This window comes from Lysinibacillus sp. FSL L8-0312 (assembly GCF_038003285.1).
In the GTDB taxonomy this organism is placed as follows: domain Bacteria; phylum Bacillota; class Bacilli; order Bacillales_A; family Planococcaceae; genus Lysinibacillus; species Lysinibacillus fusiformis_D.
This window is the reverse complement of sequence record NZ_JBBOOV010000001.1, coordinates 2,876,819-2,889,302: the sequence shown is the minus strand read 5'-3', so window position 1 is coordinate 2,889,302 and position 12,484 is coordinate 2,876,819. Positions and strand designations below refer to the sequence as shown.

Below are 12,484 nucleotides of genomic sequence, written 5' to 3'. Positions count from 1 at the left end.
TTAGTCAAATGCTTAAATGAAAAAAGGGGGTAGTTCAGAAAATGATTAGAGTAACAAAAAGTGCATCAGAACGACGAAATGAGATTTTAGATACAGCAGAGTCTCTTTTTAGTGAAAAAGGTTATGAAAAAACCTCAACTACTGATATAACTAAAAGGATGGGAGTAGCACAGGGAACGCTGTACTATTACTTTAAATCCAAAGAAGCATTGGCAAATGCATTAATTGATAGGCAACTTAAAGGAATAAAGCAAGAATTTACAGAAGTCATCTATAATGAGACACTTACGGCGTATGAGAAAATTGCATGGATTTTTGTTTATGAGCTTGATGATCCAACAGGCCATGTCGAAATCTTTAAATATTTACAACATGATAGTAATGCTACTCTGCGTCAAATATTACATGTACAAACCATTTGTCAGTTTACGCCACTGCTAACAGATTTAAATATACAAGGCAATAAAGAGGGGCTCTTTCACATTGAAAATCCAACGCTAGTGGCAGAATTTTTCCTATCGACAATCCACCATTGGGTAGATTCATCGTTATTTAAATGGAATAAAGATGAACGTATTGCTAGAATTAAAGCCATTCAATCTACGTTCGAACATTTATTCGGAGTCCCTCATGGAAAATTTGATTTATCCCTCCTAAGACAAACTGTGAAAGTTAAATTTAATTATTGAGTGAAAGCATCTTAAATGATAATCAATATCAATTAAGATGCTTTTATTATAATTATTGACTGACAACCTGTCAAATTGTTTTTATTAGATCGAAGCTAGAAATGATATGGAGTTAACGCATAAAAATTTGGAAAACGAACTTCTATGTATTGTAACTGTTTGTTATTATTTTTAAAGTACAGCGAGTATGGTGCAAATTTTCCATCATACCTTTTTAATTAGGGAGGACAACAATACTATGGAGAAGATTTTTCAAGAAATATTGGAATCGATCAGATTTGCTGATAAAAGGATTATTATTGGCATTTCAGGTCATGGAGCTGCAGGAAAAACAACATTTGCTGAAAAGCTTTTAAAAGTTTTAAATCAAGCTGAAGTGAATTATTTGAATACTGATCCTTATATTGTTAGTTCAGATATTCGCAAACAGACAATGATTAATTATACATATCAAAATGTAAATCATCGTTTTAAAATGACCGCTTGTCATCCCGCTGCCCATCACCTTCCTTCATTGGAAAGAGATGTTCAGATGATAAGAGCAGGGCTGGATTTATTGACAATCGGTACACATTATATGAAAAGCACATTAATTTCTTCAAAAAAACAGATCACGATAGTAGAAGGAATGAGTGTAGCATTTATAGATCCAGAGTTATTGGATTTCAAAATTTATTTTTATACAGATGGGGCTACAGAGCTTAAGCGAAGATCAGATCGTGATGTACTTGATAGAGGGACAGATATAAATTATTTAAAACAATCACATGATGAACGACGTATTCAATATGAATTATTTATGCATCCATATTGCCAACATTTTGATATGGTTATTAAAACAGAGGATGATGAAATCCTTATTGAAAAAAATACACTTGTAAAATAAATGAGAGCCTTCTACTAATCAATTAGTGGAAGGCGCCTGTCTTTAGTATTGGAATTTTACGCGGACAGTAGCATCAATAGCAATTTGTCCCTGTTCTATAGGCGTAACTCCTGAGGAAACAGCCATAGAGCGGTAAAGGATCGGTGTGTTAGCTTGCTCTTCCACAATTTCTATAGGGAGTGGCTGTAAAGGAAGGTGCATGGTTTCTGCTATTGTTTTCGCCTTCAGCTGTGCATTCTGAAGAGCAAAATTTAATGCTTGCTGATAGTAAGCGTCTGTATGGTCCAATTTGAACTGAATGTTGGCAATACGATTTGCTCCATTTTCTATGGCTGTATCAATGACTAAGCCCAAATTATCGATGTTTGATACATTGACGGTAATGGCATTGACCACTTCATAGCCATTAAAAATTTGTTTGCCCTCTTCAAAATGATACTGTGGTGTAACCGTATAACTAGCTGTTTGTATTTGTTCTCTTGGAATACCGAGGGCTACTAGTGACTGAATGACTTGATTCATGATCCTTGCATTTTCCTGCTGAGGGCCTTGTACATTATTGCCTTGTGTTTGGACTTCTATTTGTATTTGTACAGAGCTTGGAGTAGCCATTACCTGGCCATTGCCAGTTACCGTAATAACGCGTGATAGATGGGGTACTTGTTGATTGACTTGTGCATAGTACATACAAAACCACCTTTCGTAAGGTATATAATAATGCTATGCAAAGAAATTTATTCCTTGTTTAGTCTTTTTAAATATTTATCATGAAGCTTTGTGAAGAAAAGTAAAGTTAAAATAGTTCCCAACAAGGCTAAAAACATGTCCCATTGTGCATCCCAGCGATCTCCCTGCATGCCTAAAAAATCTTTCGTCCCTTTACTGCCCTTCGAGATTCTTGTACTTAACCATTCGATGATTTCATAAAAAGCAGCAATTGCGAGCAAAATACTAATTGTAATACCTGTTAGCCAAGCTCCTTTAGTAAGCTGCGTCTTTCGAAGTAATATTTCCCTTATCACGATGGCTAATAAACCTTTTAAAAAATGACCGAAACGATCATAGTGATTGCGTTGGAAATGAAATTCTTCTTTTAGCCAATTAAAAAGAGGAACCTCTGAATAGGTATAATGTCCACCTATAAAAGTAAGGATCGACAATAGGGCAATGATGATATAAGAAAATGTGGTGAAGCGAAATTTATGATAGATACAAACTACGACTGTTATTGCCACAACCCCTGGGCTAACCTCAGCCAGCCAATCTAAATAGGAGGATGGTTTAATGACTGACCAGGTAAATACAATTAAGACGATAGCAAGTAAGGTTAGGTGTATCTTAAAATGTTGACCATTATTCATAACAACAACTCCCTTTGTCCCACAGTATGTGGAAGGGGATATTTGCTTATTCAACTATCGGTTGGCAAACAAAAAAGAAAAGCGTCTAGTTGACGCTTTTTTATAGCCAATTAGATCATTTTTAAAAGTGCCTCTACGCCAGTCATTCCTTCAGTAATGCCAAGTTGTTCTGCTTCATACGTTACCGATTCTAATGGGGCTGTTAATAGCTCATCAATTGTTTTAACACCTACTGCACGACCAGCAACGATTTTTCGATCAACTAAGCGACTATTTAATAGGCCAACATCTAAAGCTCCACACATAATGTAGCCTGTCGTATTAGAAATGGTCAGTAGCGTTGTTTTAGGTAATTGAACAACTACTGCAGTGAAGAAATGCCCTTTAATCATAATAGGTTCAATTGTCACCATCGAAATCACTCCTTTTCTCTATATACATATGGTGATGACTAGCAAGGTGTTCAACATTTCCTTGAAAAAAGTCATCAGATGAATAATGCTGAAAACGAATGAGATGATGGATGAAGTTAATGGAGGCAATTAAAAAGGGAATCTACTCCTGATGAATAGATTCCTTGTATCTCTTTACCTTGTATAGGAAAGCAGAGCAGTTTGTTTAAATATATGTAATGCAGTTGTTGCCTCACTTTTAGAACGATATTCAAACATTCGATAAGTGTTTTCTTCAAATACTGTAATAACCCACATATATGTCATCCCTTCCATTGTGTTACACAACATAGTGTATATTTATCGACTTGTTATATATCACTTATAATTTTATTTTACATCAATAAAGAAAAAATAAAGCACTAACCCTTGTTTTTCACATATCGTTCAAAATTGTTATGAAATAATTAAAAGGAGAAAACAGACAATCCTTCATAAGTATATTTCATTGCAATTCGTAAATAGTAAGTTGACGGAGTTCTGTGAATTCGGACTTGGGAGGTGATGCTATGACACGTATACATGTATTGGTTTTTACAGTTTGCTTTTTAATCATCTCGGGATTTTTAGGAGAGAAAGGCTATGCTGATAAGGGTCGCCCTTATTATGAGGAAACAGGAGAAGTGGTATGGGATATCAACACAGAGGATAAAATTGTCGCCCTCACCTTTGATGATGGCCCACATCCCAAGTACACTGCGGCAGTGCTTGATTTATTAGCAAAATATGATGCCAAAGCAACCTTTTTTATTATTGGAAAGAATGCAGAAAAATATCCAGAGCTTGTTTTACGTTCTTATACAGAAGGCCATGAATTAGCCAATCATACGTATACACATCCGTTTAAAGTTTCCATCAAAAAATTGCAAGAGGAGCTTCAAAAGACAAATGACACGATTTATAGTATTACTGGTTTTTCCCCAGTTTTATTCCGTCCTGTAGGTGGAAATTATACGGATGCTATGATTAATGCTGCTGTAAAGGATGGCTACAAGGTTGTGATGTGGTCTTGGCATCAGGATACGCAAGATTGGAAAGAGCCTGGTGTAAAGAAAATTGTGCAAAAGGTGATGAAGGGAACGAGGCCTGGAGATGTCATTTTATTTCATGATGGTGGTGGGAATCGTACACAAACCATTAAGGCATTAGAAGAAATCCTCCCTGCATTAAAAAAACAGGGCTACACATTTGTCACAATATCCGAGATGATTGAAAGTAAACAACAGCAACAGGAGCAAGTTCAATAATGAAAAATGAGCCATCTCAACAAGGTTTGAAATGGCTTATTTTTCACATATATTAAAAGTTTGAGTTAGAAGAATATGATTGGAGCTAGTGCAATCCCTAAGATTGTTCCTAAAGCAATTCCATAGCCAAAACCTTCCCCACCAAATCCTCCAAATCCCCAAAAACCTAAACCATAACCACTATGTCTTCTATCAGGTAGAATCCATACCTGTCTTCTGTCTACCTTAGTGATTTCCCCAACATGTACCCTACCAGATGAATCCGAGATTCGAACGCGTTTGCCATGATATTTACAGCAAAGATTATAAGCATCAGCTGGATTCAATATCATCCCTCCTTTCGATGTCATTACAAGCTAATATATGCGATCCGAAGCATTTATCACTAGCCGATTGTCTATTCACGACATATGCTGAGAAGAGGTGATGACATGGCAGTTGTGCCAACAGATAAGTGGTTAGATGAATTTGTTTATGCCAGAAAATCCACAAAAAAAGATGAGTTACATAGTTTGCAATGCTCCATTCTTTGTGATCATTTAGTCGAATTATTTCAAGACGGCTTGTCAGAAGAAATACACTATTCTTTACAGCAACAGGGACTTTTTCTACCAGATGAGACAGTCGATGTAGAGCAATTAAAGCAGCATAATGTGTGGGATTGCGTACAGCAAGAATTTATATACTTGCAAAAGAAATGGAATGGTCCGACTATACCGATTTATATTTTCCCAATTACCCAACAGCAAACGATGACCAATAAAAACGGTGTGGCTTATCCTCAGGCTCTTTTTTTATTTATTGGAGAAGTAGAGACACAGGAACTGCAAGCATTGTTCGCACATGAATATAATCATGTCTGCCGTTTACACAATTTAAAAAAATCCCTCGATGAGATGACTTTGTTGGATGCTCTTATTTTAGAGGGCTTAGCAGAAAGTGCAGTGAAAGATTTATACGGAGAAAAGTGGCTTGCACCATGGTTAAAAAAATATTCAGCTACAGAGCTTTTAGTTTTATGGAAAAGTCATTTTTTGCAGAATTTACAGGTTGAAGGGGTAGAAAAGCATAGGCCGTTTTTATACGGTGGTGAGCTGCCACCTTGGATAGGCTACTGTATAGGCTATAAAATTGTTCAGTCGTATAGTAAGAAGCATTCATCCCGACATCTCCTATTTACGTCAAGCAAAGATATACTTGCTGGTTCAGATTTTCCGCTACAATAGAGGAAAGGAGTGATTGTTGTGTCCAGTGAAATAAAAAATGTATTATTACCAGTCGTAGATTCAGCAACAAAGGTGCTCATTGTAGGCTCAATGCCAGGAAAGCAATCATTAGAAAAGCAACAGTATTATGGCAATCCACGCAATCACTTTTGGCCCATTATGAGTGAGCTGTTAGAGACGGAGGTTCCTGACGATTATGTAAAGAGAATCGCATTGTTAAAACACAATGCAATCGGTCTTTGGGACACGATTGAAACTTGTGAGCGTGAAGGAAGCTTAGACGCAGCAATTCGCAATGAAAAACCAAATGATTTTCAAACCTTATTTGAAGAATATCCTAATATCCAGTTAGTACTCTTTAATGGAGCGAAAGCATTTGAGGTTTTTAAAAAGCATATAGGTCTAGAGCTTTTAGAAGAACGTGCTTATAAAAAAATGCCATCAACCAGTCCGATCCCAGGAAAAAATATAAAATCTTTTGCTGAAAAGCTAGAGGACTGGCGGATTATTCAATCCTATTTATCCTCTTAAGTCAGAGGTAGAATTAGCGTGATGAAATGGTTGTCTTTGTGTGAATAGCATTTCTTGTGCTTTTAAACCATTGATAAAAAAGGATATAAACAAGGATGATTTCAATTGCATCGCCACCATAGTACATGATCTTGGCACCTAGCTCTGCCTGTGTGACAGGTACATACTGAGGAGGATTTGCATAAATATATTTTGCCAATATAGAATGAGCTGCTAGTGCTACTACTAATATAAGTGATCGAAAGACATAAGGGTATGGATGGGGTGTAGGATCAATATAAATAAAGGCAATGGTAAATACATAGCCTGCTAGAAAAATGTGAAGGTGAATGAAAATATATAGAAGTATATGTTCATGCATAAGATTGAAAAGTGATGTCGTATAGAGTAACCATAAGCCACCTACATTTAAAATAGACGCATTAATTGGGTGAGAAATAAAACGAACATAAGGATTCCTCATTGTACGAGAAAGAGTACGAGCCGTGTTCACTGATAATGTCCTTAAAAGGAGTGCCATGGGAGCTGCTAATGCCATAAGTAGGGGGGCAAGCATGCCAAGCAATAGATGCCCTATCATATGTGCTGCGAAGTGGACATGACTAAGAGAAGCCAATGGACCGATTAGTGTCACGATGGCACTTACATTTCCCACAAGCCAACAGATAGTACGAAAATGCGGCCATTGTTTTTTATGTTGATTCGAAACAATGACAGCTACGATATAAAAAATAATGGCTATAAAAAATGGTAAAGCTATTAGTAGCTGTACTATAATGGGAAAGCTTTGAGCATGAGCAGAATGCAAAACGGGCAACCTCCTAACGTCCCTTTTGATTGGTTTGGAGTAACAAGACCACACCAATAACAATTAATAGAGCCGCTAATATGTTCCAAACCACATCATATGGGAGAATATCAACATGATAACGAATTTGATGCAGTTTCATGAATTTATGTTGAATAATCCCGTCGTATAATTGAAATATGCCAGCTCCTAGAAAAATACCACCAAGCCATCTTTTTAGCCAAAATCCATGCTTTCTATGTAGGTCAGCCAATAAAAAAGCAGAACCAATCGTCGCGAAAAAGCTGAATGCATGAAATAAACCATCTGACACTAACCCAATAGCAGCTGTAGATTTATCATAAAAATGATGCCAATGTAATAATTGATGGAAAATGACCTCATCTATAAATGCCACAACCCCAAGGCCGAATAATATGCCTGTCCACATATTACGTTGTTTATATTGAAAGCGGTTTTCGTGTTTATGATTTTGTTCCTCGTACATCTTTGTCATACCCAATCATATCACCTCAAGCTGAATTTCTTTTAGTCTACCCATGAGGTGAGCACTTAAACAAAATATCCCCCACAAAAACAGTAGTCTTTTTGTGGGGGGATATCGTCACTGCCAGGTGTTATAGTCTGAACCAGCAGGGCTATAAAAGAATTTAAAATCAAACTTCTCAGCTAATGCACGACTTTTTGTTGCATCTTCAAAACTAATTGCCATAACCTGTGTACCAAATTCATCTCGTATATGGACGAGTTTTTGCATCATATCGAGTGACCATTCGTCTTTTCCTACCACTGGGTAAGAAAAGTCTTCCCACATAATAAAGTCAACATAGGGTGCTGTATAATCAGCTAGTGTTTGAAACCCCCAATTCTGAGCAACAGATAGTTCAGGATTGTGTTTTTTAATTTGTTGGAGAAATGATAACATGGCTTCATTTTGCCATGTTTGCTCGTCTTGGGGTAAATAAGAATTAATATTACCAACCGTATCTAAAAACACACCGTCTAAGCCTTTCTGTACAATTTGCTTCTGGATTTCCGTTAGTAAAAGTTCTTGATAATGACTCGAAGTCATATCCATTAAATAGGAATCCCATTCAGCAAAATACACTTTTTCACCTTGTTTATTTCGATAAAAGTCTTCTTCGTTTAATTGATGGTAGAGGGCTTTGTTCCATTTATCTGCCTCCATTGCATTAATATAGCCATACACTAAAGTACCGCTTTTTTGGGCACTGTCAATATACTTCTGCTGCATTTCAATAGGTTCTACAATCACTAGATCAAGCTTAGTCATGTCCTTACCAATGGCAGCATTGCCTTTATCTAAGTAGTATTTGTAATCTTTCACGTCAGCAATTTTTGCTTGGATACTAGTGGAAGAAGATACTGGATTTTGAGCAAGTAGCAACCACATACTTCCTGCGATAAGAATGGCTAGTAAGAGTAACAGTAATTTTCTCATAAGGACTCCTTTTAGAAAAATATCCCTTTCATTATACATTAATAGGTAACGGATTACCTTCGATAGATGGGCAATGGCTCAACGGTTAATCGCCCTTTTACATATATTGAGTAATGTAAAAGGAGGGTTTGTGTGTACAATAATCCATTTAGAGAAGATAATTTTAGAAGACCTGGCTGGGGAGATTATGATGATTTTGAAACAACGTCATTTGGGCCAACTCATTTCGGACCTCCTCCGGCAGGACAAATGCCCATGAGCACACCACCAGGTTTTTCGCCACCGATTCCTGCATGGCGAGTAGGATCAAGTGGTATACGTTCTTGTTTGTTTAGAAATACGTATATTTGGATGAACACTGGTCGGAGTTTTTGGTTTTTCCCAACTGCTATAGGAAGGGAAATCATTGCGGGTTTCCGCTGGAGCCGCAGATATGGCTGGTATTTCCGTACCATTTCAAGAAATCAAATTCGCTCCTATGAATGTTTTAGATAAACCTACTCTAGAGTAGAGATTTTTATTTTTTAATAAAAGGTGTTACAATGACGGTAACTAAAAATGAAGGGAAGATGGGTGGCTAATGAATAACTAATCTTATTTTTTGCACATGAAATTTATATTTCACGAAAAACAAAAATAGGATTAGTCTGCCCATTTTCCATAATAATAGCTAAATATTGGCCCATAGTTGCTAATATTTAGCTCATCCAAAACTTGCTTTTGGAGTGATAAATATAGCTATTACAATAGCTTATTTGTGCATGATATTGTAGCGACTAATCCTTCCAAAATAATTGGAGGGATTTTTTTTGTCCCTCCAACTGGAGAGGGTGGATAGTATGAAGGAACTTTTAAAATTACAGGATGTACGTTATGAAATAAAGGATACTTTACTATTTGAACATGTGACAGGCACCGTAAAACAAGGTGAGGTTATCGGCATTATTGGAAGAAATGGTGCTGGGAAATCGACATTGTTACAGTTGATTCAAGGTGCATTATTGCCAACTGCGGGAGTAATACAAGGGTTATCAGCTGTAAAAATCACAATCGTTGAACAGGAGCTAGCTCATTTTGACAAACCAGCAATATCTGCAAGAGAGGCTGATTTGCTGGCAAAATGGCAGGTACCCAATAGATCATTTGCAGCTTTAAGCGGTGGAGAGAAACTTAAAATGCGTCTTGCAGAAGGTTTTGCTCAGAATGCTCAAATTCTATTGCTTGATGAACCGACGAATCATTTAGATGAGCAAAGTACCGCTTTTCTTATAAAACAAGTACAAAACTATAAGGGAACGATTATTGTGGTCTCACATGACCGTTATTTTTTAGATAGGGTTGCTACAAAAATTTGGTCTATTGAGGAACAGAGCTTAATTGAACATTATGGCAATTATACAAGCTATATGGCTGAAAGAGAGCACCGAAGATTGACGCAGCAACGTGCCTACGAGAAACAGCAAAAAAACATTGATCGGATTGAGGCCCAAATGCAGGAACTCACATCTTGGTCACAAAAGGGTCATGCACAGTCAACAAAACTAGAAGGCTTTAAGGAGTATCATCGTGTGAAGGCAAAGCGGCTAGACGCACAAGTGAAATCTAAGAAGAGGCGATTAGAGGCAGAGCTTGCGAAGGCAAGGGTGGAAGCGGTGGAGCCTGAAGCAGACATTCGTTTTTCTTTAAACACGAATCAACGTGTTGGCAAGCGATTATTGGAGAGCAAGCATTTATCTTTATCTTTTGGTGATCGTACGTTATTGAAAGATGTCAGCATCACTGCTCAATTTGGAGATAAAATTGCTATTACAGGAAAGAATGGTAGCGGAAAAACAAGCTTTTTAAAAGTTCTTTTAGGGAAGCTAGAAGCTGAGGGAGAGGTGTGGCTATCCCCTGCAGCAACCATAGGTTATTTAACACAGGAAGTATTTGATTTACCACTAGATCAGACACCAGAGCAATATTTTTATCAAGAAACATTTGAAGAGCGTGGGAAAGTCCGCAATCTGATGAAGAATCTAGGATTTACACCAACACATTGGACATCTGCTATAGGCAAGATGAGCATGGGCGAGCGTGTCAAGTGTAAACTGATGGCTTATATTTTAGAGGACAAAAACGTTCTTCTTTTAGATGAACCAACGAATCATCTTGACCTACCTTCGCGTGAACAGTTAGAGCGAACACTTGCGCAATATAATGGGACATTACTTGTCGTCTCTCATGATCGATACTTTCTAGAAAAAGTAACGAATAGCGTTTGGGAGATTGACAATCAGCACATCAAGAAAAAATGGAGAAAAGATGCTCCGAAGCAAGTAGACGACACAGTCGCACTTCGTTTAAAGCTTGAAACAGAACGACAAGAGATATTAGGTAAACTGAGCTTTTTGACAGCTAAGGATAAGGATTACCCAATGCTTGACCAAAAGTTTAACGAGCTGACGAAGCAAATCAATGAGCTTAAATAGCTAAGCGTTTAAATAAACTGTTGCCAGGGAAAAATATGGATTATAGGTAAACTGGTAAATGGAGGTTTAAGCGATGAAAAAAATAATATTTCTCTTTTTGTTGTTAAGTATGACTATAGCAGGTGCTTGTGCTGATCAAGCTACTAATCATCAAGCACATGACAATAAGAACGATACATCTGTAAGACAATCTAATACTGATACATCGATGACACAGACTGAGGCTCTTCAACAAATAAAGGAGCAAATACATGTGAATGTACCAATAAAAATGCCAACCGCTTTACCCATTGCTAAAGGAAGCTTTTTAACAGCTACAACAAGGACTGATGATGACCTAGTTGAAATTATCTTTTATGAAAGCAAAGAGAATATGCCAATTAATGATATTCGATTAAAGAATTCAGCGACTGTCATTGGAAGATTGTTGGTCAAACAATATAAAAGCGCAGAAGGGGCAAGCACACAGATTGCATTTGATAACTTTAGTCAAAATGGTGGGCAAGAAATTGACCTTGGGTATAATATAAAAGGTTATCAAGATGCGGGTGCTGGCTCATTATGGACTGGTTGGAATGAGGGACGATGGTCCATTGCCTCGCATACACGAACTGATAATCCTGAAGCAGGAGTAAAACTTGCTAAGCAGGCAGTAGAATATTTAGAGAGTCATATGCTGCCTATTCCTAAGCAATATGGCATGGCTCAGCTGGATGTTTATCAATCAGGCAATTTAATCGTGTGGCAGGATGAAAAGCTTGTCTACACACTCGATTCGATCAAAGATCCTTTAAAAGCATTGGAAATAGCCACTGCCTTTTATCCATAATAGTGATCCTAGAGTAATGGTTACTCTAGGATTTTTTATAGCTATCCAGCAGTTCTTTGTATTCGTTGAATCGTTGTTGCCACTCCTCCATTGGAAAGCTATGATGTTCAATGCCATCCAACAAATCTGTTAACAGATCAAGACATATATGCCACCCTGCTAAATCCCTTGAAGTGTGCTGCGTTAGCTCGTGCAAAGTCTCTGCAAAAAGCAATAATGAGCCATTGTCTGTAGAAGACAATTCAAATCTCACTGAATCTGTTCCCCAATCAAATTCGAGTACCTTTTTCTCTATATAATCTGTTATAGCTATTTCCTCATAGGTATTTGTTCCATCGTTCATATTAAAACGCATTTTACCATTCTTACGTAGATCAATGATTTCAAGATTACTCATCCATTTTTGCAATTTTTCATTGGTAGTAATCACTTCCCAAACGGCGTTTACTGAATGTGGTAACGGTCGTTTGTACTTTACGACATGACGATTAGATTGTTTTTCAATAGTTGCTAACATCAGCT

Annotated in this window: 17 protein-coding genes; 8 read left to right on the top strand and 9 right to left on the bottom strand. The window is 37.1% G+C overall.

The genetic code is table 11. The features are described from left to right. Positions 1 to 41: 41 nt before the first annotated feature. Together MHI22_RS14570 and MHI22_RS14565 are read left to right on the top strand one after the other, a co-directional pair. Positions 42 to 689 (top strand): TetR/AcrR family transcriptional regulator, encoded by a 648-nt coding sequence (locus tag MHI22_RS14570; RefSeq protein WP_058843879.1) that lies wholly within the window; start codon positions 42 to 44, stop codon positions 687 to 689. A gap of 238 nt (positions 690 to 927) precedes the next feature. Continuing rightward, entirely contained in the window at positions 928 to 1,575 is a 648-nt protein-coding gene (locus MHI22_RS14565; protein WP_036128684.1) for a uridine kinase family protein, read from the top strand. Between the two features lie 42 nt (positions 1,576 to 1,617). Here MHI22_RS14565 and MHI22_RS14560 read toward each other — a convergent pair whose 3' ends face one another. The 4 genes from MHI22_RS14560 to MHI22_RS14545 all read right to left on the bottom strand — a co-directional run bounded on the left by MHI22_RS14560 (position 1,618) and on the right by MHI22_RS14545 (position 3,664). Continuing rightward, positions 1,618 to 2,262, bottom strand: coding sequence for an SIMPL domain-containing protein (locus MHI22_RS14560; protein ID WP_101966885.1), 645 nt, complete (start codon positions 2,260 to 2,262; stop codon positions 1,618 to 1,620). Between the two features lie 47 nt (positions 2,263 to 2,309). After that, positions 2,310 to 2,936 (bottom strand): DUF2238 domain-containing protein, encoded by a 627-nt coding sequence (locus tag MHI22_RS14555; RefSeq protein ID WP_036128680.1) that lies wholly within the window; start codon positions 2,934 to 2,936, stop codon positions 2,310 to 2,312. 110 nt (positions 2,937 to 3,046) lie between these two features. Further along, positions 3,047 to 3,349, bottom strand: coding sequence for a YunC family protein (locus MHI22_RS14550; RefSeq protein ID WP_036128672.1), 303 nt, complete (start codon positions 3,347 to 3,349; stop codon positions 3,047 to 3,049). Between the two features lie 174 nt (positions 3,350 to 3,523). Next, on the bottom strand, positions 3,524 to 3,664 hold the full coding sequence (locus MHI22_RS14545) for a hypothetical protein (RefSeq protein WP_197412997.1): 141 nt from the start codon (positions 3,662 to 3,664) through the stop codon (positions 3,524 to 3,526). A gap of 233 nt (positions 3,665 to 3,897) precedes the next feature. Between MHI22_RS14545 and MHI22_RS14540 the strand changes: the two genes are divergently transcribed. After that, the gene (locus MHI22_RS14540) at positions 3,898 to 4,635 is read left to right on the top strand and encodes a polysaccharide deacetylase family protein (RefSeq protein WP_036128670.1); all 738 of its coding nucleotides are present in this window, start codon (positions 3,898 to 3,900) and stop codon (positions 4,633 to 4,635) included. A 65-nt stretch (positions 4,636 to 4,700) separates the two neighbouring features. Here the strand turns inward: MHI22_RS14540 and MHI22_RS14535 are convergent, their stop codons facing one another. Beyond that, complete coding sequence (locus tag MHI22_RS14535; protein ID WP_036128668.1) at positions 4,701 to 4,961, bottom strand: hypothetical protein; 261 nt, start codon at positions 4,959 to 4,961, stop codon at positions 4,701 to 4,703. Between the two features lie 105 nt (positions 4,962 to 5,066). Here MHI22_RS14535 and MHI22_RS14530 point away from each other — a divergent pair, with 105 nt between their 5' ends. Next, positions 5,067 to 5,861, top strand: coding sequence for a DUF2268 domain-containing protein (locus tag MHI22_RS14530; RefSeq protein WP_036128666.1), 795 nt, complete (start codon positions 5,067 to 5,069; stop codon positions 5,859 to 5,861). 18 nt (positions 5,862 to 5,879) lie between these two features. After that, positions 5,880 to 6,392, top strand: coding sequence for a DNA-deoxyinosine glycosylase (locus tag MHI22_RS14525; RefSeq protein ID WP_036128664.1), 513 nt, complete (start codon positions 5,880 to 5,882; stop codon positions 6,390 to 6,392). Between the two features lie 13 nt (positions 6,393 to 6,405). On the opposite strand, the gene MHI22_RS14520 is transcribed toward MHI22_RS14525, so the two are convergent. The 3 genes from MHI22_RS14520 to MHI22_RS14510 all read right to left on the bottom strand — a co-directional run bounded on the left by MHI22_RS14520 (position 6,406) and on the right by MHI22_RS14510 (position 8,662). Further along, positions 6,406 to 7,200, bottom strand: coding sequence for a cytochrome c oxidase assembly protein (locus MHI22_RS14520; RefSeq protein ID WP_058843881.1), 795 nt, complete (start codon positions 7,198 to 7,200; stop codon positions 6,406 to 6,408). A 13-nt stretch (positions 7,201 to 7,213) separates the two neighbouring features. Beyond that, positions 7,214 to 7,696: a DUF2243 domain-containing protein gene (locus MHI22_RS14515; RefSeq protein ID WP_369802743.1), complete on the bottom strand. Its 483-nt coding sequence runs from the start codon at positions 7,694 to 7,696 to the stop codon at positions 7,214 to 7,216. 108 nt (positions 7,697 to 7,804) lie between these two features. After that, positions 7,805 to 8,662 carry an endo alpha-1,4 polygalactosaminidase gene (locus MHI22_RS14510; protein WP_340812307.1) on the bottom strand — a complete coding sequence of 286 codons (858 nt, stop codon included), beginning with the start codon at positions 8,660 to 8,662 and terminating at the stop codon, positions 7,805 to 7,807. Positions 8,663 to 8,794: 132 nt separating this feature from the next. Here MHI22_RS14510 and MHI22_RS14505 point away from each other — a divergent pair, with 132 nt between their 5' ends. The 3 genes from MHI22_RS14505 (at position 8,795) to MHI22_RS14495 (ending at position 11,962) form a co-directional block, all read left to right on the top strand. Continuing rightward, entirely contained in the window at positions 8,795 to 9,157 is a 363-nt protein-coding gene (locus tag MHI22_RS14505) for a hypothetical protein (RefSeq protein ID WP_080717174.1), read from the top strand. Positions 9,158 to 9,501: 344 nt separating this feature from the next. Beyond that, positions 9,502 to 11,133 (top strand): ribosomal protection-like ABC-F family protein, encoded by a 1,632-nt coding sequence (abc-f, locus tag MHI22_RS14500; RefSeq protein WP_058843884.1) that lies wholly within the window; start codon positions 9,502 to 9,504, stop codon positions 11,131 to 11,133. 73 nt (positions 11,134 to 11,206) lie between these two features. Continuing rightward, a complete protein-coding gene (locus MHI22_RS14495) occupies positions 11,207 to 11,962 on the top strand; it encodes a hypothetical protein (RefSeq protein ID WP_058843885.1) in 756 nt (251 codons plus the stop codon). A 25-nt stretch (positions 11,963 to 11,987) separates the two neighbouring features. Here the strand turns inward: MHI22_RS14495 and MHI22_RS14490 are convergent, their stop codons facing one another. After that, positions 11,988 to 12,479 (bottom strand): SRPBCC family protein, encoded by a 492-nt coding sequence (locus tag MHI22_RS14490; protein ID WP_058843886.1) that lies wholly within the window; start codon positions 12,477 to 12,479, stop codon positions 11,988 to 11,990. Positions 12,480 to 12,484 lie beyond the last annotated feature (5 nt).